The organism is Aquirufa sp. (assembly GCF_044377215.1).
Lineage (GTDB): Bacteria > Bacteroidota > Bacteroidia > Cytophagales > Spirosomataceae > Aquirufa.
In genome coordinates this window covers 17,923-42,518 of record NZ_JBILJM010000001.1, presented here as the reverse complement: position 1 = coordinate 42,518, position 24,596 = coordinate 17,923, and the positions used below count along the sequence as shown (strand labels likewise).

Sequence of the window (24,596 nt, the reverse complement as noted above, 5' to 3'; positions counted from 1 at the left end):
GGAATAAAAAAAGTCCTCCACAAGTGAAGGACTCTTTTCTGTAGCTTGGCTAAAATTATTTAGCAGCAGCAGTGTCAGCAGCAGCAGTGTCAGCAGCAGCAGAATCAACTGGTGCAGCAGCAGCAGTATCAACAGCAACTGAATCAGCAGCAGCCTCAGTTTTTTTCTCACCACAAGATGCTAAAGTTACCATACCAGCAACGAAAGCTAAAGCGAATACTTTTTTCATTTTTGTAATATTTTAAGGTTTGAGTCTCAAAAGTAGTAGGAAAAATTAGAATACCCAAAGAATTGCTTAAAATTTTAAGATTATTTTAAGTTTTGGATAATTTTTTATCAAAAAGCCCCCTTTTGTGGCCTAATGGCCACATTCAATCTTTGGAAAATTAAGTTTAAATTAAGGTGTTGGGCAGGTATCCCTCAGAAATGCGGTGTTTTACTTAATTAAATCCTTAAATCGGTCGTAAAAGCCACTACTTTTAAAGGTGAAGGATTTGTGTAAAACATAGTTTGACACAAAACTAAATCCCATGCCAGTTACCGTGGTCGAAACCTGTGTGACATTGATGCGTTTAATCGAATAAGGTATTTGAATAAAATAATCTGCGTAGTTGCGCGAAATAGCCGAATAGGGTGTAACGCTAAAAAACCAAGTTACAAATCCGGAAAAGGTAGCAACGAGCAAAAATTTAATCATTTCGCGTTGGGTTTGTTTCGTCTGCCGGGCGTTAAAGGCAAATAATTTGGTAAGGATAAAGCCCGCAATTAAAGAAACAAAATACGCGGGTAAAATGGTGGACTCGTACGACATGCGAAACCAATCCTTCAATAAACCACCTGCTAAAAGCTGAATCAATGCCCCAATCCCCGCAATAATAAAATATGCGACTAAATCTTTTCGATTAAATAGGCTTGATTGCTTCTTCAAATCTTTGGCGTCTTAAAATAACGATTTCACAATTGTTGGATAAATACCGAGTATCAATGTCGCCAAGGTACTCATGATTAAAGCTACTTGATACAATCCAGGAATATAAATTACTTCCATTTCGCTCGTTTTAAAATAAGCGGCAATGATTCCTTTGAAATAATAATAAATACCTACGGCCGACATTAATACGGCTACGATAATTGAATAGGTAATGTTGCGGTGGAACGTGTCCGCAAAAACAAAAAACTTTCCCCAAAAGCCAGCCGTTAATGGTATGCCTGCAAGCGATAATAGTGATATGGTCAAGCAGAAGGCCAACAATGGATTCTGTTTCGCTAAACCTTCAAATGCTTGAAAATTTTCTGGTTTTTCTACCCGGCCTGTTTGATATTCCGATACGATTTTGAAAATCGCAAAGGCGGTAACTGTGGCTAAGGTGTAAGCCAACGAATAATATAAAATGGTGGAGGTTGTCGATGATTGATTCGCTGAAATGGTCATCAGCATATATCCCGCATGCGAAATACTCGAATAGGCTAACATGCGCTTCATGCTTTGTTGGTATACCGCCGTCACATTACCAATCACCAGCGTTAACATACTGATGAAATAGATCGGTAATGCCCACGTAGCATATAACCCACCGAACATACCTGAAAAAACATGGAAAAGAGCTGCAAATCCAGCTGTTTTTACGACTGTCGACATAAACATCGTAAAGATTGTTGGTGCGCCATCGTATACATCTGGCGTCCAAAAATGAAAAGGAGCCGCTGAAACTTTAAATAGCATGCCTACAAGCATCAAAAGAATTCCTGCATACAGGAAGGTTGGCATGGATTCTTTGGGGGTACTTGCAATTGCGTTTGCAATATTGGCGATATAAAATGAGCGCGTAGCTCCATAAACTAAGGTAATGCCAAATAGTAAAATTCCGGTGGCAAAAGCACCCATTAATAAATACTTAATCGCTGCTTCATTGGATCGAAGGTTACGTTTGTCGGACCCTGTCAAAACATACATGGAGACGGAAAGGATTTCAAGGCCAACGAACAGCATGATTAAATGGTCGAAGGAAACCATTAATATGGCCCCAATAACTGAGAATAACATGATGGCATAGTATTCAGCCGGGTGAGTATGCTCGTCATCTTGTCCGAAGGCATTCGAAAATGCGACCACAAAAAATGCAGCTAATTGAATAATAATGCTAAAATTAATTGAGGTATTCGTCGAGCGGAACATATTTCCGAACCACATATATTCATGATTCCAATCCGCCACTGTTAAGCCCATGCTAATGGCTAGAAAACCTAACGTGAATGTTTGAATGGTTTTTCTTGAAAGCCAAAAACCCAAAAATAAATTACTAATTCCAAAAATTGATAAAGCAATAATAGCCGTCATAATAGATGCGTTATATAGATCTTAGTTAAGTAATTGCGTTAATTTCTCCACGCTTTCAGCGCTGTAATTAAGTACGGTTTGCGGAAAAATTCCACCCACAAGTACAAGTATTACAAGCGGTACTAAGACCATTTTTTCTGCTGATGTTAAATCTTCAAATTCTTTTGTGATGCGTGAAACATTACCAAACATGCTTTTTTGAATCAAGCGTAACGTGTAAACCGCTCCCAAAATGATGGTAATTCCGGCAATAATCCCAATCCACATGTCTTGATCAAAGACACTTTTCAATAACAGAAACTCGCCGATAAACCCATTCGTTAATGGTAAAGCAACCGAACCCAAACTTAACACAACGAATGCCACGCTCAACATATATGATGCTTGCGTAATTCCTCCTAATTGGGCAAGTTCGCGTGTTTTTGTTCTACGCTCAATGATTTCAATGATGAAAAATAATCCCACTATATTTATACCATGCGAAAGCATTTGGTACAAAGCTCCTTGAATACCTGCCAAACTACCTGTTAATATCCCTGCCGACATAAGTCCTACGTGTGCAAAAGAAGAATAGGCAATGAGGCGTTTCGCATCTTTTTGTTGGATTGCGATGATTGAACCATATATAATACCAATCACCGAAAGTATTGTTACCGTAGTTCCCCACGTAATCATTCCCAATGGGAACATAGGTAATACAAGTCGAATCACGCCATAGGTACCCATTTTTAACATGATTCCGCCCAGCAACATACTTCCTTGCGCAGGCGAAGTCGTGTAGGTATCTGGTTGCCAAGTGTGGAAAGGGAAAATGGGCATCTTGATTGCAAACGCAATGAAGAATGCTAGAAACAAATAGTTTTGAGAAGTCGCAGGTAAACTACGCGCCGTCTCAACTAAGACATCAATATCAGCGGAACCGACTGCTCCTGGTGTGCGCAGATACACGTAGATTAAACCAATTAATAAGAATAGCGAACCAAAAAGGGTGTAGACAAAAAACTTAAATGTGATTGAGATTCGATTTTCCCCGCCAAACTGCGCAGATAGAAAGTAGATGGGCAACAAAGAAGCTTCAAAGAAAAAGTAAAATAAGAATGCGTCTTTCGCTAAGAATGAACCCAACAAAGCAGTCTGCATTGTCAAAATCAACCCTTGGTAGACGGGGTTATTAGCTCTGTCCGTATTTGCCGTGCTCCCAATGATAAACGGAATCAATAAACCTGTTAAACCAATCAATATCCCATTAATTCCATCCACCCAAAGTGAAAACGAAAGCCCTGCTTCTGGAATCCATGGATAGGAAATAGCGATGGCATTAGCGGACTGACTTGATTGAATTAACACATAAGCAACTATAATCGCCTCAATGATCGACCCAGTTAGGGAAATGACAAATGCATTTTTAGGTTTGGCGATTAGTAAATAGCTACCTAATGCAAGTGGAAATAAAAGAATAAAAAGTAAATACATGCCTTTAGCGTCGATTAAAGATTATAAAATCCAAGTCTTTAGACCCAAAAATAAAATGACAGTTACCGAAATAACAATCATAAAAATATAGTAGCCTACGTTTCCCGTTTGGATCCGTCGGAATTCTGAGGAGGCATACTGGACAATTTTACCCACACCCTCTACCAGTAGATCCAAAACTAAAAACTCGAAAATTTGATGCAAGAAATTGCTCAAGAGGCTAATTGGCCGAACAATAAGCATGTCATACAATTCATCGATGTAGAATTTATGGTATATAACCTTTTGAATTCCAGTAACTGATGCATCCGATCCTGGTACAGATTTCTGCATACCAAAAATATAGATTGCCAGCGCCGCAGGTAAAAATGCGGCCAATAATGGCGCGCCACCTTCTAAACTCAAGAAATTAACTTCAGCTGCCTCACCAGCTGCAGGAAGCAGTGGGGCTAACCAATGAGCTAAGAATTCATTCCCGCCAGCAAAATGAGGCAAGTTGATGATTCCACCTCCCACAGAGAATATGGCTAAAATAATTAATGGCAGTGTCATTGTCCATGGAGATTCATGCAAGTGATCTGCTTGTTTTTGCGAACCTCTGAATGCACCAAAGAATGTTAAAATAAATACACGGAACATGTAGAATGACGTCATGGCGGAACCTAAGATAGCCAACCACCACATGATTGGATCGTGATGATACAAGCTAGCCAATATCTCATCTTTAGAGAAGAAACCAGCAAAAGGAGGTATACCTGCAATGGCAATTGTGCCTAACAAAAATGTGACGTAAGTTATAGGCAAGTGGCTTTTTAATCCACCCATTTTCCGAATGTCTTGCTCGTCGGACATCGCATGAATAACCGAACCCGCCCCTAAAAACAACAATGCCTTAAAGAATGCATGCGTCATGACGTGAAAGAAAGATGCCGTATAAGCTGAGGCGCCGAGTCCCATAAACATATAGCCCAATTGGGATACGGTAGAATAGGCTAATACTTTTTTGATGTCGTTTTGGAATAAACCAATAGCTGCACCGAGTAAAGCGGTAGCAAGTCCAATCCATCCTACAAAATGCAATACTTCTGGGCTCAATTCGAACAACACATTGGCTCGAATAACCATGTAAATTCCTGCCGTTACCATGGTTGCCGCGTGAATTAATGCCGAAACCGGTGTAGGGCCCGCCATGGCATCCGGTAGCCATGTAAATAATGGAATCTGTGCAGATTTCCCCATGGCGCCAACAAACAAACAGAAGGCGATTAATCCTACATTATCAGGTACATTGCCCTCGTTAATGGATGTAAAAATGGAGGTGTAATCTGTAGTGCCAAAATTTTGTATCAATAAGAAAATACCCACCAAGAATCCCAAGTCACCAATGCGGTTCATGATAAACGCTTTACGCGCCGCATCACCATAGCTATTTTTTTGGTTCCAAAATCCGATTAATAGATAGGAGCATAATCCTACACCTTCCCAACCAATAAACATGACGACGAAATTTGCGCCTAAAACAAGTATCAACATAAAGAAGATAAACAAATTTAGGAAAGCAAAAAATTTGCCCAAACCCGCATCATGTGCCATATAGCCCATCGAATACACATGAATCAACGTTCCAACACCCGTGATAATAAGGAGCATTAAGAGGGATAATTGGTCTACTTGAAAAGCAAATGGAATAGACAATTCGCCTATTTTAATCCATTCGGCTAATGTGTAAATCTGCGTTTGACCGTCAAAATTTAAAAATAATTGCAAGGATAAAGCAAAAGCCACCACAGGAGGAATGGTTCCGATTATACCGGCTAATTGCTTATTTAATTTGGGGAATGCGAGTCCATTTACTAGAAAACCAATAAACGGAAGCAAGGGAATTAAATAGAATAATGACATATGATTAGGCTGATTGAATGTGTGCTGGAATTAATTTTTTAATTTATTAAGCACACCGATATCAATACTTTGAATGTTTCGGTAAATCATAACAATAATGGCTAGGCCTACAGCAACTTCAGCCGCGGCAACTGCCATGATAAAGAAGACAAAAATTTGACCTGCTGGATCTGAAAAATAAGATGAAAATGCGGCCAACAATAAATTGACGGCATTCAACATGAGTTCAACGGCCATGAATACAATAATTGCATTGCGGCGGGTCAAAACTCCCAAAATTCCAATGCAGAATAAAGCGGAGCTTACAAGAATGTAATGAGTTAGTGGTATTGTGCGTAATACTTCTGGAATCGATTGCATAGTCGTTATTTAAATGCATTTATGCGAGGCAAAAATACGAATTAAACTGAATTTTATAGCCCCTAACGTTGAAAACCTTGTAATTTTATTTCAGTCAATTTCCGTTTTGTATCCATAGGGAAATCACCCTTCATCATCCAATCGTAATAGGATGGATCTGATTTGAGGACTTCCAAAATAGGTCTACCAATATGTTTGCCAAAATTAAAAACGGCAATTTGATCTTTATTATAAACCATACGATTGGCAAAATCGATCGAATTCGATGCGCTTAATTCATGTAATTTTTGGACATCATTTTGGATTGGGAAATAGTCATTCCCATCCGCATCCTTCAGGCTGGTGTTTGCGTAGTGTTTTACCTGGGCGTTTAAAACTTCTAATGTGGCTAGCACATCGGCTTCAGCTCCGTGTGCTCCCACTAATTCTTTATTACAATAAAATCGGAAAGCAGCTGTTAGATTTCGAGGTTCCATCATATGGAAAATTCGTTGGGCATCCACTAATTTTCGATTTTTCATATCAAAATCTACATCATTGCGTAGAAATTCTTCAACCAACATGGGCACATCGAAACGATTCGAATTAAAGCCTGCTAAATCACAACCATCTAAAAAAGTCGCTAAGGATTTCGCTACTTGCTTAAAATTTGGCTCATCTAGTACGTCGGCATCATAGATTCCATGAACTAAAGATGCCTCTAATGGAATTGGAATACCCGGATTAACACGTCTTGTTTTTACCTCTACGGAGCCATCGATATTAGCTTTGGCAATGGATATTTCGACGATTCGGTCGCGATTGACCATTATTCCGGTGGTTTCTAAGTCGAAAAAGGCCAACGGTCTTTTGAGTTGCAATTGATGCTCCATAGCTTTTGAATTTTAATAGGCGTAAAGGTAGCTTATTATTACCTTTGTTCGATGAAATTCACCCCTAAAGCCATATTTTTTGACTGGGATCACACGCTATGGGATCACGATCGAAATGCAAATGAAGTGTTAATAGAATTATTTGACGCCTTCAATCTGCCGTTGGCCGACGAGACCTTTATGTGGAGCACGTTTCAGCAAATCAATGATTCGCTTTGGGAGGACTATCAATTGGGGAGAATTTCGCAAGAAGTACTTCGTGAAACTCGGTTTATCAGGTTTTTCGATGAATTGCAAATCGATGGACCCACACGTGAATTTTCAGAGGCTTATTTACAAAAGACCCCTCGAAAAACAAATTTAATTCCTGGCGCATTTGAGGTGATTGAGCACTTGGCTCAAAAATACCCACTTTATATTTTAACGAATGGATTTACTGACATTCAATGGGTTAAAATCGATGGAGCTGGTATGCGGCATTTTTTTCAAGAAATAATTACCTCAGACATTGCTGGGCATAAAAAACCGGCTCGCGGTTTTTTTGATTATGCTTTAAAAATTGCCGGAATTTCTCCTGGAGAAGCTGTGATGGTGGGAGATCACTCCGTGATTGATATTCAGGGGGCTGCGTATGCGGGAATTCCTGGGATACACTTGAATCAACGAAATGAGGATTCATCGTGTAAAATTCAAATTTTGGAATTGCGTGAGCTTCTAGATTGGATTCACTAGTTATTCAAAAAGGGAAAGTTGGTTGTCATTGGCCTTGCGGTCGACTATCTTTTTGTCTCGAATGAAGCGCTTGTTCTCCTCTAAAAAAGCGGTAAACTTTTCGATTTGCTCATACAATGGATTGAAGTCCATGGTATTTAGATGATAGGATTCGACATAGACATCAGCAAAATCTGTGATGACATAATCCAGTTGCTCGATGCCAAATTTCTGTAGGCCTAACAAATACAGGTTTTGGTGATTTTTTAAAAATCTCCCTGGCTCATAATAGGATGTACTTTTTAAATCAAAGGCAACGTGCTCCCCAACACCATCCACATAGCCGTAAATTTGAGTGTTCTTATAGCGGGATTCGACGTAAAATTGCGTTTTGTATTTATCCGGAATTAGGTTGCGTGCTTTGTCGATAATTCCTTCGGCAAACAAATCTTCATTTTCACCTAAGGTTACAGCTCTTTCAAAATCGACGCCTTTTTGCTGGGCTTTTGTCGTTGGTTTTTTTACGCGATTAATACGCTCAATCATCTCAATTTCATCCACAATAATTTTCCCATTCACATCGCGCGTTTGGTTTAGATACAGAGAAAATGAATTTAAGAGCGTCGGGTATAGTCGGTAAATCATGGGTACTTATCCGATTTGAAGGCGTGTTACAGGTGTATTATTGACTAAATGCGATTCAGTAATCTCTTCTACATCCGAAAGCTGAACATTTCCATAAAATACGCCTTCTGGGTATACAACCAAGGTGGGTCCTTTTCCGCAAAAATCTAAACATCCTGCCTTTTGGATACGTATTTTGGTATCTAAGCCCTGTGCTGCCCAAGTTGATTTGAATTTGTCAATAAGTTCCATGCTATGACCTGAACCGCAACATTTTTTTGGGGCATCTTTGTCATTTGCGCAGATAAATACATGTTTTTCGAAGTGCATTAGGAGATAGGTTTAAGTTCAACAACAATAGGACAATGGTCAGAGTGCATCGCATCTGGTAATATATAGGCATTGTGAATACGTTCTTTCAACTTGTCTGAGGCAAGGTGGTAATCGATGCGCCAACCTAAATTTTTTCCTCGCGCACCGGCACGGTAGCTCCACCACGAATACTGATGTGGTTCGTCGGAACGAATCAGACGAAAAGTATCCACAAAACCATTTTGAATGAAGTTTTCCATCCATTCTCTTTCTTCGGGCAAAAATCCAGAACTAGTGGCATTTCCCTTTGGATTATGGATATCAATTGCGCGGTGACAAATATTATAATCACCTGAAATGATCAGATGCGGAATTTGAGTTCGTAATTTAGTTGAATACGCATGGAAGTCGGCCAGCCAATCCATCTTGAATGCTTGGCGTTCATCCCCACTAGAGCCCGAAGGCATATAGACACTCATCACAGAAACATGCTCGAAGTCGATTCGGATAACGCGGCCTTCTGAATCATATTTTTCAATGCCACATCCGATTTCAACATGATTTGGTTTGATTTTTGAAAATATGGCAACGCCAGAATAACCTTTTTTTTGTGCTGAATGCCAGTAGATGTGGTAGCCAAGCGCTTCAATTTGTTGCGAATCTACTTGCTCACGATCCGCTTTAAGTTCTTGAATACAAATAATATCAGCTGCTTGTTCAGCCAACCAAGCAGTGAATCCTTTTTGGATGGCGGCACGAATGCCATTTACATTGTAACTGATTATTTTCATTTAGATTAAAAGATTTCAGATTCAAAGTAATGCACAATATGTGCTTTCAGCAAGAGATCTTGTTCTTTTAAATTGAGGGTTGGCACAGGTTTAACTAAATTCCAATGGGGCCACCCTTCAGAATCTAGGCCTTCTAACTCATAAAACCCACTGTAGCTGAGTACTTTACACGTGGCAATATGCATCAAATCTTGCTTTTGTTCTTTTGTGAAATGTACATGGCCTTGCCCTAACTCTTGTACGCCAATCAAAAATAGAACAGATTCTAAATCGGTAGGTCGTTTTTGAAATTGATTTTCAAAAAAGTCTAATACCGCTTCAAATGAAGCGTGCACGATGGCGGGTTCAAATTCCATGGGAATGTTTAGGGAACGACAATAGAAACCTTGAATTTGGATGATTCCAATACGGCTTTTTGTCCTTTGGGATTATTACCAATAAGTACGAGGTTACCTTCAATTTCAGTATCAGACAAATACGTGATGTTTAGGCGTCCTACCCCATTTTGAACACCTGAGCTATCAGGCATTTTGGCTTCGTAAAAATTATTCTTATTTCTAAAATCTTCGAGATTATGTATGATGTTTCCGATGTTTCCGGAATCACCATCTCCAGGAATAAAATATGTCCCCGTACCTCTTAGCTGGAATATTTTTACATAAATGGTTTCTTTTGATTGCTCATTAGTGGCAATTAAACTCAACACTTTTTGGCCTGATTCAAGACGAACGCTTGCAGAAACAGCATCACATTGAATAACATGTTCGCCTTCATGGCCAAATTCTATTGTGCCTACTAAATAGCCTTTTTGTGTCGGAGTATCGCTAAACGAATTCTCAAAACTGATAATTAAAACGAATAATCCGAGGCCAGTGTAAAGAAAGTTGACAGGATTTTTAATGAAGGACAACACAAACGCTCCAATCCAGCTTGTTTTCACAAAACGCAAAAATCCATACTTACGTGAAGTAGAGTTGCTCATTTGGGTGAACGTTTTTTTAAAATTTTGACCTAATTCATTTTGAAAACAAAAATACGATAAGTTATTTAACGGACAAAGGCTAATTTAGGTCAAATTTGAAATTAATTATTTTAAGGTCATTTGTTCCCGATGAAGTATAGGCAATGAGGTGCTGATTTGGTAAATTTGAAATCTCGTTGGCGTTACAATCATTTTTAAAGCTAGTTAATTACTTAATTTGAGTTTCCATGAAATCATTTTCGATTCCTTCACTTTTCAAAAGTAATCTTATTGGTCGTATTAAAGAGGTTCGCCGACTTCGTGATAAATTAAAGCGAGACTTTAGTCCTTCAAAGTTAGATTTTGGGCCGATAGAGGTTCATCTTTCGCGTCATTTTGGGTTTTGCTATGGGGTCGAAAATGCCGTCGAAACAGCCTACCGAATTATCGAAGAAAATCCAGATAAACGTATTTTTTTACTTTCCGAAATGATTCATAATCCAGCGGTTAACGCCGATTTGTTTGATAGAGGCGTACGATTTTTGCAGGACACCAAGGGGTTACCGCTTGTTCCATTTTCTGAGTTGAATGCAGCTGACATTGTGATAGTTCCAGCTTTTGGCACTACTCTAGAAACGCAACAAAGATTACAATTGCAAGGAATTGATACGTATGCGTATGATACCACCTGCCCGTTTGTGGAAAAAGTTTGGAATCGGGCGGACGCAATTGGCAAAAATAATTACACCGTTATCGTACATGGTAAACCAAGCCATGAAGAAACCAAAGCGACTTTCTCGCATTCGAAGGCGATTACGCCAACTTTAGTAATAAAGGATTTATCTCAAGCCAAATTACTTGCGAATTTTATCCGCAAGGAATGTGCTGCAGATGAATTTTACGATATGTTTGAGGGGCAATATTCTGTGGGATTTAATCCGGATACTGATTTAGTTCGATTAGGGGTTGTTAATCAAACCACAATGCTGGCAACAGACACGCAGGAAATAGGTGAATATTTGCGCGATGTATTGGTCGAGTACTACCAATTAAGTCCAGATCAAGTTACTCAGCATTTTGCTGATACACGTGATACGTTGTGTTATGCCACGAACGACAATCAAAGTGCAACCTACGGATTGCTTCAAGTAGAAGCCGATTTTGCGCTAGTTGCCGGCGGGTATAATTCTTCAAATACAGCACATTTAGTTGACCTATGTGCCGAAAAATTACCCACGTATTTTATAAAATCTGCAGATCAACTCGTTTCCAATCAAGAGGTGATTCACTTTAACAATCGGAAAAAGGCAGAAGTGAATTCGGTGAATTACATTCCAAACAAAGAAAAAATCGTCGTTTTATTAACTTGCGGAGCCTCATGTCCAGACGCAGTAATCGAGGAGATTCTCCGGAAATTAGTTTCTTTTTTCCCAGGTTCTGTTTCTCCAGATGATGTGGTCGAGGCGTGGGAAGCTAATTTAAAAAGTAGCTAAAATCTTATTTACCGCAGGGAGGTAGCCTTCTCCAAACAAATTTACATGCACCATAAGCGGATATAAATTGTATAACGGAATGCGTTCATGAAAACCCTTTTCTATTGGGAAATTTGCATGGTATGCGTCGTAAAATTTTGTATCAAAACCGCCAAACATCGTAGTAAATGCCAATTCAGCTTCACGGAATCCATAATAACAACAGGGATCAACAAGTGTGATGAGTCCTTGATCATTAACCATGGCATTTCCCGACCATAAATCTCCATGGATCAGGGCCGGTGCTTCATGAGGCAATAAACTAGGTAATCGCTCGTAAAGTGTTTCAAATTTTTCGGCTACTTCAGGTGTGATTTTTCGATCGTATAAGGCACGGCCAACTTGCTTTTTAAGGCGATTTTCGATAAAAAACGTCACTCCATCCAAAGTCCAAGAATTTTCTTGGGGAGCTGCGCCTATAAAATTCGTATAGGCTAGTCCGTGTCCGTGTGCTGTTGTATTTTGATGTAAATGGGCTAATTTTTCTCCAAAATCTTGCCAATAATTTGTTTGTTTATCAGCCGATTCAATGCCTTCCATCATCAAATATTCCTTTTCTTCCAACTGGCCTACACCCAATACACGTGGTACTTGGATTGCACCAGTAGCGTGAATCGTTTCTAGATTTTTAGCTTCTGCTTCAAATAGGCCTTGATAATCTCCTTGCGTCCACTTAATGAAATATTCGGTATTTTTTATGCGCAGTCTTACCGCCAAATTAAAATTTCCCCCATAAAAAAATTGAAAGTCATCGATATGTGCAGATTCCCCAGCATGTTTGCTCAGTATTTGGGCAATAAACTGATATTGTTCTTGGGATTGTTGTGACATAGCATTAAAATCGATGACAAATCTAGGAATTATTTTTTGGCTGCGCAGGTTTTTTGAAAAGTGGGACTGTGCTACATGGTTCACCAAAAAATATACTCTTAGCTACAGGTTGTAATTTTTGCATAAGTGCCACATAGGCATCCGTTGGCACAGCCTCCTTCGAACATCCTTTAATGACAATACGCGTGTCTTTAAATTCTTCCGTATCCATTGCTTCAATTTGAGCTAAATACAATGTTTTTTCTAAATCAGCTAGTGAGCCAAATACAACTGTATGTGCAACAGGATTGAGGTAGCTTGCGGCCAACATGTAGGCCCAGGTTGGGATTATTGCATCTGCAGAACAACCGATGGCGATGTGTTTGTCTTTGTATAAAGACCAGTCGTGTCCGGATAAATAATCACGGTAATCTTTCTCTTTAAGCGCTAAGCCCATAAAAAGAAGCGGAGCCAGGTCGAAAAACAACCGATCACCTGGCTTGCGCATGGTCTCTAAATCCAATTGAAGTAAGCCACTTTTATTGACACGATTGATGATAGTTTCTTCCATATTAATTTTGGTGTGATTTAGGTTTCGTGCCCATAAACTCTTTTAAATAGTTGGGCTCCACAGTAACTATGTGGGCGAATGCCTTTTTTTCAAATTGCTTAAATGCAAGCATTCCCATATTTCTTGCCTTTGGAAGTGGGTGCGCCTCTGAAAATTCAATTTTTGAATGTTGGCATGTTTCTCGCCATTTCATCGCGCCATTGCCAAACGCAATCATTTGTTGGTCGATTACCTGAAATGTATCCGGCTCCAAAATAACAGCCGCCGTATGTAGGACAGTCGATCCATCCTTAGGATCCAAAATAGTGGCGTAAACTTCCATTCGTCGCGCATCCAGCATGGGAAGCAATAGTTTATTACTGCTCTTTTCTTCCCAAGCCGCAGCCATGATTTCTAGTGTATGTAGCGTTATTAGCGGGATGTCTAGTCCAAAGCAAAGGCCTTTAGCGGTGGCTAATCCTATGCGTAAACCTGTATAGGAACCGGGGCCATTTGAAATTGCAATCGCGGATAACTGATTTAATTGAATTCCAGATTGATTCAATGTTTTCTCGATAAGCCGGGTTAATTTTTTACCATGCACCCCATCCTCCTGTGATTCACACGAAAAGCACAATTTCCCCTCTTTGTGGAGTGCCACAGAACAGAGAGGAGTTGTTGTTTCGATGGAAAGGATGTAACTCATTTGCTTATTTTGAAGTCAAAATGGTTTGATACGTATGTACTTTTTGTACTAATGCTACGCCTGCTTGAATCACCGGATCGTGTAGGTTTGACCATTGATTCACCCCTAGCTGTAAATAATAATGTAAGATAATTTCTTGACTCAGTAACTGCTTTAACTCAGCTTGATTTGCTTCTATTTCTTGATGCAACGCTAGTTTTTCATTTGCTTTGGTTGCGAGTAAAGTTTGATGTAATGAAGCGTAAGCAGGATTTTTTTCAGTCAAGGTCATTAATGATTTAACTTGTGAATGAATACTATTTTCAAACTTATAATCACTTTGGGCTAGCCAATTTTCAAAATTAGCCAGATCGGAATTTGTCAATTCAAATCGGGCTGCCGGAGAAATTGTAGGGTTTTTAACCCGATAGCTCAGCGCATAAAGATAGAGCTTGTATTGTTTAAGTAGGGACAGGATAAATGGGGATTGATGCGATTTTTGAAAAACTTGATCGGGAGTAATGCCCCCACCGTCAACAACTTTGCGCCCATTTTTTGTAAGAAAAATACGGTTTATTGAATCTGCATGAATAATAGCTGATCCATTTTTATATTCAACTGCTTGAATGCAGCGCCCACTTGGTGTATAATATTTCGCCGTGGTGATTTTAATTTTTGTATGAAATGGCAAATCACGCGTTACTTGTACAAGTCCTTTGCCATAGCTTTTCTGACCAATAATCACAGCCCTATCATAATCTTGAAGGACACCTGCTACGATTTCTGCTGCCGAAGCTGAATTTTTATTGATTAAAACGACGATTGGAGTTTCAGTATCAAAGCTCGCATTTAAGCCTTCGTACGATTTATTCCATTCTTCGATTTTTCCACGCGTTTCAACAATTTTGCTTCCTTTGGGTAGAAATAAATTACAAATATCGATTGCTTGTGTAAGCAAGCCCCCAGGGTTATTTCGTAAGTCCAAAATAAGCGATTTCATTCCCTGTTGTTTCAAAGAAATAAGCGCACTTTTCATCTCTTTGGCCGCACTTGCATTGAATTCATCTAATTGAATATACCCGACACCAGGCTGGATAATTCCATAATAGGTAACGTTTTTAATTTGTACGGTCGTACGCGTTAAGGTAAATGTTTGTGTGCTTTGCGCGCCAGGTCTTTGAATTTCGAGCACCAATGGGGAATTTGCAACACCTTTCATCAGTAGTGCAGGATCCTTTTCTGTTTTGTCAGTCATGCGAATATTATTGACTGCCACCAATTGGTCCCCGATATGTAAACCGGCCTTTTCGGCTGGGCTTGCTGATTCGATGAAGGTTATGTGATGCTTCTGATTAATTTCACTAAGCTGAATGCCTATTCCTTGGTATTTCCCCGTGGTCATTAACAAAAAATCTTCCAATTCGTCCTCAGGGTAGAAAACTGTATATGGGTCAAAGGATTTTAGTAAGGCATCAACTGACGTTTGCATCGCTTTCTTAGGATCTACTTCGTCAACGTAATATTTATTGAGTTCCTTGAAGACCGAAGCGTAGATGTCTAGATTTTTGGCAATTTCAAATAAACGATCGTTTGAGGCAATAAAAGAAGCGCAGGCTAACGACACACCAAGTATAATGCAGATACTAATTCGCGAATATTTTTTCTTTAGACTCATGATTTTGCCGTGCTAAACTCCTGTACTATGGATTCCATTCGTTTTTTGATCAGGTCATAAGGTTCAATAGCGGATCCAATATAAACAAAACCAATGTAGCAAGGAAGCGATTGAAAGTCTTCCCCTTCAAAAAATGGCTTGGTTAGTCGGTAGGCCTCTCGGATCCGACGTTTAATCAGATTTCGATCTACGGCTTTTTTGAATTTTCGCTTAGGTACCGATATGACGATTTGAGGCGTATTATGGCTCGATACGGAGGAACTTACTTGGTACAAAACTCGAAAAGGATAGACAAATCGGCTACGTACCGTTTGACTATCCTTTTGGAATAAAGAATCAATAATTTTAAGTTGCGTTAACCGCTCTGATTTCGGAAAATTGAATTTCACGGCAAGAATACTTTTTAAGTAACAGCTAGCCAGAAATCAGCTCTACTCTAATCTATGGCTTATTTACCTCTTTTCTCGTCAGAAACAGACAATTTATGACGACCTTTAGCGCGACGTGCTGTTAACACACGACGACCATTTGCAGTAGACATACGCTCACGAAATCCGTGTTTGTTCTTTCTTTTACGTACTGAGGGTTGAAAAGTTCTTTTCATTGCTTTATTAATTTAAATCCGACCGTTAGAATCGAATTGGGTTTGCAAAGGTACGTAAAAATATATTTTTGTCAAGCCCCAAGTAAAAAAAATATAATATTTAAATTTGTTCTTTGTCCCACGCCGTGAAAGTATCCATTTTAACTGTTGCCTATCAATCGGCTGCCACCTTGCGGCAGACCATAGACAGCGTATTAGGTCAAGATTATTCCAATATTGAATATTGGGTCATTGATGGGGGATCGACCGACGGAAGTGTGGAAATTCTAGAATCCTATGCTGGAAGAATTCAATATATTTCTGAAAAAGATTCCGGTATATACGATGCGCTTAATAAAGGACTTTCGCGTATCTCCGGTGAGATTGTTGGTGTAATTGGCGCCGATGATTTCTACCCCAGCCACGATGTAATTTCATCTGTCGTTTCTAGTTTTCAAACCAATCAAACCGAGGCTATTTACGGTGATATTCAATTTGTTGATCCTGAATCAATGCGCGTAGTTCGGTATTGGAAAGCTGGAGCCTATCATCTAAAAAACTGGCTGTATGGTTGGATGCCTCCTCATTTATCTTTTTATGTACGGCGTGATGTATATGAGCGATTAGGAAATTACCGAACTGATTTTACGTGTGCTGCCGACTACGAGTGGATGTTGCGGGCATTATATAAAAATCGTATTTCGGTTGCTTATTTGCCTAAGTTACTGATGACAATGCGGAACGGAGGAACGAGCACCGCTTCTTGGAGACACCGCTGGGTGGCTAATCGAGAGGATCGAAGAGCATGGGCATTAAATGATTTAAAGCCGTATTTTTTTACGGTAACCCTTAAACCCATTCGTAAAATCATGCAACTGTTTCAATAAAAAAACCTCTTCAGGAAACTGAAGAGGTTTTTTGTGTGCGAAGTCAAATGAAAGTTAAACTTTGATTTCAACATCAACACCGGAAGGCAATTCTAATTTCATCAACGCGTCTACTGTTTTGGCAGAAGAAGAGAAGATATCAATTAAACGCTTATACGTACATAATTGAAATTGCTCACGCGCTTTCTTGTTCACGTGTGGTGAACGCAAAACGGTAAATTTCTCAATTTTTGTAGGTAATGGGATCGGGCCTGAAACGACAGCACCTGTTGCTTTAACCGCCTTAACGATTTTTTCAGCTGATTTGTCAACCAATGTGTGGTCGAACGATTTCAACTTAATGCGAATTTTTTGATTCATAAATTTGGTTCATTTAGTGAATACCGAGCGAAAGAACCATTAACTCCGCTGGGCATTAAATTCAGTTCGCAAAACTAAACTATAATTGGCTGACTACCAAATCCATTTAGAATTTTTGTCGGCCTATAGCTTGTTGTAATTCCTGGTCAAAGATAGGCTTACGCGCCATAAACAATTTTGGATCCTGAGATAATGCATGATTCATAGCCTCTTTGGCATAATCGATTTCTCCTATTTTTAGTGCCTGAAGAGCATATATCCATTGAAATGTAGCATCTTCTTCATTCCAACGTGCTGCTTGCAAACTGGCCTCATAGGCTTGTTTTTCATATTTATTGGCATTTAAAATCAAGATAGCCTCTTGAAGAATATCCGCTTGGAAGGGGTAGGCCTCAATCGCATGTAGGGCTGATTTTAAGTCTTTGATCTGTACTTGACCGTGTGGCATGCGCATGGATTTATGCCAGAATTCTAGGATGTTTTTATAGGCGTCCAACTTTCCTGTAGCGTCAGAATCCAGGAGAAGGCTAAGTTTTTCAAGTGCACGCAGTGGTTTGTTGTGGTAGTAGTCTTGCCATGCGTCAAGCAGTTGCAACTCAGGGAAAATGGTATTTCCGTACCCTTTTGCAATCCATCGCTGGGTTGGAAGTATTCCTAGTTTGCCTTTGAAATAAAGCATGGAGTTGTAGATGTTTGCCCAATCGCGTAAATCACCTGTTGGCTCAAGATTTTCAATTGAAGGGGTGTTGGTCGAAAAAGTGCCGTTTTTGAGTGAAATGGCAAGGTTATTTGTCCGAATTGACGGGTCATCTAATGGCAAATCTAGTAATGCCTTTTTCTTGCTATATAATAGGTTAGCTTGCGCCAGTGCATTTTTTGGAAAGGCTAACGCTACTTTTTGGTAAAAATACTGAGCGGAATCGATGAGGTTGAGGCTTTCGTATGTGTGGGCCAGTTGGGTCAATATTTGAAGGTTGTTAGGAAATAGTTGATTCCCCTTTTGAAGGGTAAAAAGCGCCTGAAAAATCTGATTTTCTTTTTGAAATATGTTGGCTAATCCAACAAAACTAGCATATGTCGGATGTTTTAATTGGCTCGTGCTTAAATAATAAGCTGCAGCTTCAAAATCGTTTGATTCAATCGCCAAATTAGCTAATCGAAAGCTGCTCTGACCATTTAGTTTACTATGCCCCATGGCTTTATGGTAGTCAAATTCTGCCTGCTTTTTATTCTGGAATAACCAGGCGATATCGCCTGATTGGTTGGCCATTGCGGCTCTTGTTTGATGCCAAACACTTCCGTTTCGGGCAAATACCCAAGCAAGACCAAGGATGCAGATGCCGATGTAAATTAAATTTATTGGGACTCGTGGCGCCTTGTGTGTAATTTTATGGACAGGTAAATTTTGCTGAATGGGCGATTGAAAATTACTTAGCAAGAATAAGGGAAATAAAAATGCCATGGTTATTTGACATATCAAGATCCAATGTTGGCTTGCCGCGATGCCAGCATCGTTCCCCAACGACGCCCAAGTAAAAAGGGTGGTAATGGCCAAGGTTCCAAGGCTCATACGAAGGAGCCTATTTGTTTTATTGTTCCATATGAATAAAATCCAGGCTGCAATTCCGAAGAGTAATGGCGGAATGGATATGCTAAGATCCCAATAAAGGTGCGTGTTTCCGTAACTCAGTAATATATTTACCAGATAAAATCCCCCTAAAATCAACCAGTTTTTTAGGCTTTGGGAGTAGCTTTGGGAGTGGCCCAACTGAAAAATTAATTGTGGAATTGCTGCAGACGATAAGACTGAGATTGCGAGGATAGCTAAAATGCCGAGTAGGTTTATGAGCTCAGCGAGCAATTGAAAAGATTCTAAGGAATTAATTTTGGGAGAATTCAAGCTAATGATGCCTATGCCGAGTACTATGCCGGCTAAAAGAAATGCCCATGAAATATTTGTGATTTCTTTGAAATATAAAACGAGGGTAATTAATCCAACTACAGAAAGGATGCAAGATATTAGTAGTGGCCAAACGGCAGGCATATTAATGGCCAAATCAAAAGATTGTCGGACAAATAAGATGGTCGTTTTTAATTGTAAAGCTTGGTTTTGATCTACAATTCCTTGGTCTGGAATTAATTCACTTAATTCTTTGACTTGAATAAGTTCGGGTTTTAGCCAGAAAAAAAATATGAGGCAAGCGAGGCAAAGGAAGCTTAGAAGGCTAAGAACTATCGTTTGAATTTTTTGTTGCACGATTTTGGCTTATTTTTAAAAATCTAATTTCTACATAAACTTTAATTCATTCAAAGAATCGGGCCGATATTGTCAAAAAAAAGGAGAAAAATACAATATCCGTTTTGCATATTGGAATTTACACACTAATTTTGCAGTTCGAATGGATATCTCATTTTCATATAATTTTTTTTCAAATGGCAAACGCAGTTAATAAAGGGAGAGTTGCTCAAGTTATTGGGCCGGTAGTTGATGTAAGTTTCGAGGGAGAAGGGTCACATTTACCAGCAATTTTAAGTGCCCTTTCTGTTACTAAATCAAATGGTCAGCATCTAATTTTAGAGGTTCAACAACATTTAGGCGAAGATCGTGTAAGAACAATCGCAATGGAGGGTACGGAAGGTCTTCAACGAGGCCAAGAGGTGATTGACAAAGGAACTCCAATGATGATGCCTACTGGTGAGGGGATTAAGGGTCGTTTGTTTAATGTGGTAGGAGATGCAATTGATGGCATACCTCAGCCTAAATCTGACAAGGGCTTGCCGATTCACCGTGCTGCGCCGAAATTTGATGAATTAGCAACAACGACAGAGGTATTATTTACAGGAATTAAAGTAATTGACTTGTTGGCACCTTACGTTAAGGGAGGTAAAATTGGTTTGTTCGGTGGTGCCGGTGTAGGTAAGACCGTATTGATTATGGAGTTGATTAATAATATTGCGAAGGCTTACGAGGGTTTATCTGTGTTTGCAGGAGTAGGTGAGCGTACGCGTGAAGGGAATGACTTACTACGTGAGATGATTGAGTCTGGCGTAATTAAATATGGTGAAGAATTTAAGCATGCGATGGAAGCTGGAGAGTGGGATTTATCAAAAGTAGATCAAACTGAATTAGCGAAGTCCCAAGCTACATTGGTGTTCGGTCAAATGAACGAGCCTCCTGGAGCACGTGCTCGTGTGGCTTTGTCAGGTTTAACTGTTGCGGAGCACTTCCGTGACGGTGATGGTGAAGGTCAAGGTCGTGATATTTTGTTTTTTATTGATAATATCTTCCGTTTTACACAAGCAGGTTCTGAGGTTTCTGCCCTTTTGGGTCGTATGCCATCTGCTGTAGGTTACCAACCAACGTTGGCAACGGAAATGGGGGCGATGCAAGAGCGTATTACATCTACGAAGCGTGGTTCGATTACATCTGTGCAAGCGGTTTACGTACCTGCCGATGACTTAACGGATCCAGCCCCGGCAACAACGTTTGCCCACTTAGATGCTACGACGGTATTGTCTCGTAAAATTGCTGAATTAGGTATTTATCCGGCGGTGGATCCATTGGATTCGTCATCTCGTATTTTATCTGCTGAGGTTTTGGGTGATTCGCACTACAATACAGCTCAACGTGTTAAAGAGATTTTGCAACGCTACAAAGAGTTACAAGACATAATTGCCATCTTAGGTTTGGACGAATTATCTGAGGAGGATAAATTAGTTGTTTCACGTGCGCGTCGTGTTCAGCGGTTCTTGTCTCAGCCTTTCTTTGTGGCTGAACAATTTACTGGTTTAAAAGGCGTTCTTGTTGATATCAATGATACCATCACAGGATTTAATGCCATCATTGATGGAGAATATGATTATTTGCCAGAAGCGGCATTCAACTTGGTAGGTACTATCGAGGATGCGGTAATTAAAGGAGAAAAATTGATTGCGGAAGCTGCCAAATAAATTAAACTATGTTTGTAGAAATAATTACACCAGATCGTAAAGTTTTTGCTGGAGAGGCATCTGTTGTCACTTTGCCAGGCGTGGATGGTTCTTTTCAAATTTTGAATGATCACGCAGCTTTAGTAAGTACGCTTGAAAAGGGTACATTAACTGCCGACAAAGATATTTTTCAAATCGAAGGTGGTGTCGTTGAAGTTTTAAACAATAAAGTTTTGATCCTTGCCGAAGGCATAAATTAATCATCTATGAAGCGTCTTGCGATTTTATTGGTTGGTTTGGGGATGCTGTCTTCTTGTTCAGAAAAGACGCAACTTACGGGTTCGTTGATGACATTAATCAAAGAAAACCAATTACCGTTAGATAAAATCCAGTTCTACAACGACAATGCCTTGTTTTTGGAACGGGAATTAAATGCATCAGATGCGAATGTAAAGTCAGGAAAGGTAATGATTGTTAATGGCAAGTCGATAAATCGCGTAAATCTTGAACCACAAACTCCAGGTGTTTTAATCAAAGAGCAACAAGAGCAGTTATTGATATCATTCGAGGCTGGTGCTGGTATTGAGAAAAGCTTACATTTTGCGCCTGTTTTAGGGGAGCGAGGTGAATATTTTTATCAATTAGTTGATGATTTAGGTAGTCCTACTTTTTCGCGTTTGCAATATGATGGCAATAAGTATCTATTATACAATAAGAAAAAAGTTCGCTTGTTGATTATGAAATCTTCATTCTCAGGTTTGAAGGTCAATAGCAAACGTATGCGCGGAAATCGAATTAAATAAGTTGATTTAACAAATTTTGAAAATAGGATGCTTGCATCCTATTTTTTTTTGTCTCAAATTTACTTTGGTATGCGCGCACACCAAGGTAAATTATGAAAGCAGAAAAAACAATCGATTTCCAAATTAAGTCTAGTTGGTACGCTATTTCGCGCATGTACAACACATTTTCCGCACAATTTGACATGACCATGGCTATCGGCTATGTGCTGTTGCACATAGACAAAGAGGGCACGTCTGCGACTAAGATTGCACCTGCGTTAGGATTAGAGTCAAGGAGTTTAACGCGTATGTTGAAGACTTTGGAGGACAAAAAGTGGATTCGTCGGGAGGCGAATTATGCGGATAAGCGTGTGGTTAAAATATTCCTAACTGATTTGGGCAAACAAAAGCGTGATCAGGCGAGGCAGGGCGTCATTTTGTTTAATGAACTTGTTTATCAGCGTTTAGGAGAGCAAAAAATTGCTGATTTTTTTGAGGTGATTGGTGCGATTAATCAAATCTTGGAGAAAGAATCAAATACTATTTTTGAGTCAGTGTCAACAAAATTAAAAATAAAGCCATGAGTAGTTTAACCGCCATAAAAGGAGGTGAATTTTTGATTCGCCCGGTAGTGCCATCGGAGGTGTTCATCCCGGAGGATTTTACGGAAGAACAAAAAATGATTGGTCAAACTTGTCTTGATTTCATTAAGACTGAGGTTCACCCTATCTTGGATGAAATTGATTATGCTACAGATACTTCTGTGATGGTTGGCTTATTGGACAAGGCGGGAGAATTAGGATTATTAGGAACATCAGTTCCTGAGGAATATGGAGGCTTTGGGATGGATTTTAATACATCAATGCTTGTGGCAGAAGCTTGCGGAGCCGGACATTCATTTGCAGTAGCGTTGTCGGCCCACACCGGCATAGGGACATTACCTATTGTATATTATGGTACGGAGGCACAAAAGCAGATGTATCTGCCCAAATTAGCAACTGGGGAGTGGAAGGCTGCATATTGCTTGACAGAGCCTGATTCTGGATCTGATGCGAATGCGGCAAAGACGAAAGCGAGGTTAAATGAAGCTGGGACACATTATATAGTTAACGGTCAAAAGATGTGGATAACGAATGGTGGGTTTGCAGATTTGTTTATTGTGTTTGCGAAGATAGCGGAGGACAAAAAATTGACTGCATTTCTGGTTGAAAAGACATTTCCGGGAATTACGATGAACGCGGAAGAACATAAAATGGGGATTAAAGGGAGCTCGACGCGTCAGGTTTTTTTTACGGACTGTGAGGTACCGGTAGAAAATTTATTGTTTGAACGTGAGGGGGGCTTTAAGATTGCAGTGAATATTTTAAATATTGGTCGGATTAAACTGGCGGCTGCAGTTTTGGGAGGTGCTAAGCAAGTGGTGGATCAAGCAGTAAATTATGCGCGTGATCGGAAACAGTTTGGTCAATCAATACATGCATTTGGTGCGATACAGGCAAAGATGGCTTCGATGATTGTGAAAATATATGCTTCAGAATCAGCTTCGTATCGGGCGGGGCAAAACATTGATGAGTCGATTCTTAGTTTGAAAGCTGCCGGTATGGCTGATGCTGAAGCTAAGTTAAAAGGAGTTGAACAATTTGCTATTGAATGTGCTATTTTAAAAGTCCATGCTTCTGAGGTTCTTGATTATGTAGTTGATGAAGGTGTTCAGATTTTCGGTGGTATGGGATTTTCGGCTGAGGCACCTATGGAGCGAGCTTATCGAGATTCGCGTATAAATCGCATTTTTGAAGGAACAAATGAAATTAACCGATTGCTTGCGATAGGAACAGTTTTAAAGCGGGCGATGAAAGGGGAAATTGAATTAATGCCAGCAGCTATGGCGGTAGGGAAAGAGATTTTAGGGGTACCTGATTTTAGTACTTCAGTGCCTGATGGAATATTTGGAAGAGAATATCAGGTGATTGCGAATTTAAAGAAAGCTATTTTGATGGTTGCAGGGGCGGCTTTACAAAAATTCACTACGGCTATTGAGAACGAGCAGGAAATATTGATGGGGGTATCTGATATGATGATTGAAGTTTATATAGCGGAGTCAACTTTAGCCCGAGTGGATAAATTAATTACGCGCGATGGCCAAGATAAACATCAGGTAGCGTATGAATGTGCGCTCGTTTACCTTCACGAGGCCGTTGAAAAGATCCATTATTCGGGGAAAGAAGTGATTATGGGTTTTGCGAAAGGGGATGAGTTGACTGTATTATTGATGGGGCTAAAACGTTTTACGAAAATAGCTCCAAAGAATTTGATTGAATCAAGGCGTATGATTGCTCAGGCTGCAATTGTAAAAAATGGATATATTTTTTAATTTTTTTCGCTTTTAAGGACAATTTATATATTTTTCATTTATACTTTTGTGGAAGTCTCATTTACTATAGTTACTTAACTTAAACTT

General features: G+C 39.6%; 28 protein-coding genes. 8 read left to right on the top strand and 20 right to left on the bottom strand.

Features of this window, described 5'->3' with window-relative positions; all coding sequences use genetic code 11:
* Positions 1–55: 55 nt before the first annotated feature.
* From ACIQ6T_RS00230 to ACIQ6T_RS00200, 7 genes are all read right to left on the bottom strand, one after another.
* On the bottom strand, positions 56–229 hold the full coding sequence (locus ACIQ6T_RS00230) for a hypothetical protein (RefSeq protein ID WP_377983060.1): 174 nt from the start codon (positions 227–229) through the stop codon (positions 56–58).
* Between the two features lie 207 nt (positions 230–436).
* Positions 437–928 carry a GtrA family protein gene (locus ACIQ6T_RS00225; protein WP_395783003.1) on the bottom strand — a complete coding sequence of 164 codons (492 nt, stop codon included), beginning with the start codon at positions 926–928 and terminating at the stop codon, positions 437–439.
* 12 nt (positions 929–940) lie between these two features.
* On the bottom strand, positions 941–2,338 hold the full coding sequence (locus tag ACIQ6T_RS00220; RefSeq protein ID WP_395783001.1) for an NADH-quinone oxidoreductase subunit N: 1,398 nt from the start codon (positions 2,336–2,338) through the stop codon (positions 941–943).
* A gap of 21 nt (positions 2,339–2,359) precedes the next feature.
* A complete protein-coding gene (locus tag ACIQ6T_RS00215; protein ID WP_395782999.1) occupies positions 2,360–3,811 on the bottom strand; it encodes a NuoM family protein in 1,452 nt (483 codons plus the stop codon).
* Between the two features lie 21 nt (positions 3,812–3,832).
* Positions 3,833–5,713 (bottom strand): NADH-quinone oxidoreductase subunit L, encoded by a 1,881-nt coding sequence (gene nuoL, locus ACIQ6T_RS00210; RefSeq protein WP_395782997.1) that lies wholly within the window; start codon positions 5,711–5,713, stop codon positions 3,833–3,835.
* A gap of 30 nt (positions 5,714–5,743) precedes the next feature.
* A complete protein-coding gene (gene nuoK / locus ACIQ6T_RS00205) occupies positions 5,744–6,073 on the bottom strand; it encodes an NADH-quinone oxidoreductase subunit NuoK (RefSeq protein WP_377983055.1) in 330 nt (109 codons plus the stop codon).
* A gap of 62 nt (positions 6,074–6,135) precedes the next feature.
* Entirely contained in the window at positions 6,136–6,945 is an 810-nt protein-coding gene (locus ACIQ6T_RS00200; protein WP_395782995.1) for an exonuclease domain-containing protein, read from the bottom strand.
* 51 nt (positions 6,946–6,996) lie between these two features.
* Here ACIQ6T_RS00200 and ACIQ6T_RS00195 point away from each other — a divergent pair, with 51 nt between their 5' ends.
* Positions 6,997–7,677, top strand: coding sequence for a YjjG family noncanonical pyrimidine nucleotidase (locus ACIQ6T_RS00195; RefSeq protein ID WP_395782993.1), 681 nt, complete (start codon positions 6,997–6,999; stop codon positions 7,675–7,677).
* On the opposite strand, the gene ACIQ6T_RS00190 is transcribed toward ACIQ6T_RS00195, so the two are convergent.
* The 5 genes from ACIQ6T_RS00190 to ACIQ6T_RS00170 are packed head-to-tail and all read right to left on the bottom strand — an operon-like array spanning position 7,678 to position 10,365.
* Positions 7,678–8,301 carry a hypothetical protein gene (locus ACIQ6T_RS00190; protein ID WP_395782991.1) on the bottom strand — a complete coding sequence of 208 codons (624 nt, stop codon included), beginning with the start codon at positions 8,299–8,301 and terminating at the stop codon, positions 7,678–7,680. It lies immediately after the preceding gene.
* Between the two features lie 6 nt (positions 8,302–8,307).
* Positions 8,308–8,610 (bottom strand): (2Fe-2S) ferredoxin domain-containing protein, encoded by a 303-nt coding sequence (locus ACIQ6T_RS00185; RefSeq protein ID WP_395782989.1) that lies wholly within the window; start codon positions 8,608–8,610, stop codon positions 8,308–8,310.
* Positions 8,610–9,383 (bottom strand): exodeoxyribonuclease III, encoded by a 774-nt coding sequence (locus ACIQ6T_RS00180; RefSeq protein ID WP_395782987.1) that lies wholly within the window; start codon positions 9,381–9,383, stop codon positions 8,610–8,612. Before ACIQ6T_RS00180 ends, ACIQ6T_RS00185 begins: the two co-directional genes overlap by 1 nt.
* Positions 9,384–9,388: 5 nt before the next feature.
* Positions 9,389–9,739, bottom strand: a complete 351-nt coding sequence (locus tag ACIQ6T_RS00175) for a hypothetical protein (protein ID WP_395782985.1) — start codon at positions 9,737–9,739, stop codon at positions 9,389–9,391.
* A gap of 8 nt (positions 9,740–9,747) precedes the next feature.
* The gene (locus ACIQ6T_RS00170; RefSeq protein WP_395782983.1) at positions 9,748–10,365 is read right to left on the bottom strand and encodes a hypothetical protein; all 618 of its coding nucleotides are present in this window, start codon (positions 10,363–10,365) and stop codon (positions 9,748–9,750) included.
* Positions 10,366–10,592: 227 nt separating this feature from the next.
* On the opposite strand from ACIQ6T_RS00170, the gene ACIQ6T_RS00165 reads away from it, so the two are divergent.
* Positions 10,593–11,837 carry a 4-hydroxy-3-methylbut-2-enyl diphosphate reductase gene (locus ACIQ6T_RS00165; protein ID WP_395782981.1) on the top strand — a complete coding sequence of 415 codons (1,245 nt, stop codon included), beginning with the start codon at positions 10,593–10,595 and terminating at the stop codon, positions 11,835–11,837.
* On the opposite strand, the gene ACIQ6T_RS00160 is transcribed toward ACIQ6T_RS00165, so the two are convergent.
* The 6 genes from ACIQ6T_RS00160 to rpmH are packed head-to-tail and all read right to left on the bottom strand — an operon-like array spanning position 11,823 to position 16,200.
* Entirely contained in the window at positions 11,823–12,707 is an 885-nt protein-coding gene (locus ACIQ6T_RS00160; protein ID WP_395782979.1) for a fructosamine kinase family protein, read from the bottom strand. The two genes, ACIQ6T_RS00165 and ACIQ6T_RS00160, sit on opposite strands and share 15 nt — an antisense overlap.
* A 22-nt stretch (positions 12,708–12,729) precedes the next feature.
* The gene (locus ACIQ6T_RS00155; RefSeq protein ID WP_395782977.1) at positions 12,730–13,257 is read right to left on the bottom strand and encodes a DUF2480 family protein; all 528 of its coding nucleotides are present in this window, start codon (positions 13,255–13,257) and stop codon (positions 12,730–12,732) included.
* 1 nt (position 13,258) lies between these two features.
* Complete coding sequence (gene tsaB / locus ACIQ6T_RS00150; RefSeq protein ID WP_395782975.1) at positions 13,259–13,942, bottom strand: tRNA (adenosine(37)-N6)-threonylcarbamoyltransferase complex dimerization subunit type 1 TsaB; 684 nt, start codon at positions 13,940–13,942, stop codon at positions 13,259–13,261.
* Between the two features lie 4 nt (positions 13,943–13,946).
* Positions 13,947–15,596 carry a S41 family peptidase gene (locus ACIQ6T_RS00145; protein ID WP_395782973.1) on the bottom strand — a complete coding sequence of 550 codons (1,650 nt, stop codon included), beginning with the start codon at positions 15,594–15,596 and terminating at the stop codon, positions 13,947–13,949.
* Entirely contained in the window at positions 15,593–15,985 is a 393-nt protein-coding gene (gene rnpA, locus ACIQ6T_RS00140; RefSeq protein ID WP_395782971.1) for a ribonuclease P protein component, read from the bottom strand. The genes ACIQ6T_RS00145 and rnpA overlap by 4 nt, the downstream gene beginning before the upstream one ends.
* A 59-nt stretch (positions 15,986–16,044) precedes the next feature.
* Positions 16,045–16,200 carry a 50S ribosomal protein L34 gene (rpmH, locus tag ACIQ6T_RS00135; RefSeq protein ID WP_127802947.1) on the bottom strand — a complete coding sequence of 52 codons (156 nt, stop codon included), beginning with the start codon at positions 16,198–16,200 and terminating at the stop codon, positions 16,045–16,047.
* Positions 16,201–16,313: 113 nt separating this feature from the next.
* Here rpmH and ACIQ6T_RS00130 point away from each other — a divergent pair, with 113 nt between their 5' ends.
* The gene (locus ACIQ6T_RS00130) at positions 16,314–17,066 is read left to right on the top strand and encodes a glycosyltransferase family 2 protein (protein WP_395782969.1); all 753 of its coding nucleotides are present in this window, start codon (positions 16,314–16,316) and stop codon (positions 17,064–17,066) included.
* A gap of 54 nt (positions 17,067–17,120) precedes the next feature.
* Here the strand turns inward: ACIQ6T_RS00130 and rpsJ are convergent, their stop codons facing one another.
* Complete coding sequence (gene rpsJ, locus ACIQ6T_RS00125) at positions 17,121–17,426, bottom strand: 30S ribosomal protein S10 (protein WP_092014386.1); 306 nt, start codon at positions 17,424–17,426, stop codon at positions 17,121–17,123.
* A gap of 106 nt (positions 17,427–17,532) precedes the next feature.
* Positions 17,533–19,683: a hypothetical protein gene (locus ACIQ6T_RS00120; protein WP_395782967.1), complete on the bottom strand. Its 2,151-nt coding sequence runs from the start codon at positions 19,681–19,683 to the stop codon at positions 17,533–17,535.
* A gap of 176 nt (positions 19,684–19,859) precedes the next feature.
* Here ACIQ6T_RS00120 and atpD point away from each other — a divergent pair, with 176 nt between their 5' ends.
* From atpD to ACIQ6T_RS00095, 5 genes are all read left to right on the top strand, one after another.
* Positions 19,860–21,377, top strand: coding sequence for a F0F1 ATP synthase subunit beta (atpD, locus tag ACIQ6T_RS00115; RefSeq protein WP_395782965.1), 1,518 nt, complete (start codon positions 19,860–19,862; stop codon positions 21,375–21,377).
* 8 nt (positions 21,378–21,385) lie between these two features.
* Complete coding sequence (locus ACIQ6T_RS00110; protein ID WP_395782963.1) at positions 21,386–21,616, top strand: F0F1 ATP synthase subunit epsilon; 231 nt, start codon at positions 21,386–21,388, stop codon at positions 21,614–21,616.
* Between the two features lie 6 nt (positions 21,617–21,622).
* Positions 21,623–22,159, top strand: coding sequence for a hypothetical protein (locus tag ACIQ6T_RS00105; RefSeq protein ID WP_395782961.1), 537 nt, complete (start codon positions 21,623–21,625; stop codon positions 22,157–22,159).
* A 92-nt stretch (positions 22,160–22,251) separates the two neighbouring features.
* A complete protein-coding gene (locus ACIQ6T_RS00100; protein ID WP_395782959.1) occupies positions 22,252–22,722 on the top strand; it encodes a MarR family winged helix-turn-helix transcriptional regulator in 471 nt (156 codons plus the stop codon).
* Positions 22,719–24,509 carry an acyl-CoA dehydrogenase family protein gene (locus tag ACIQ6T_RS00095; protein WP_395782957.1) on the top strand — a complete coding sequence of 597 codons (1,791 nt, stop codon included), beginning with the start codon at positions 22,719–22,721 and terminating at the stop codon, positions 24,507–24,509. The genes ACIQ6T_RS00100 and ACIQ6T_RS00095 overlap by 4 nt, the downstream gene beginning before the upstream one ends.
* The last annotated feature ends 87 nt before the right edge of the window (positions 24,510–24,596 follow it).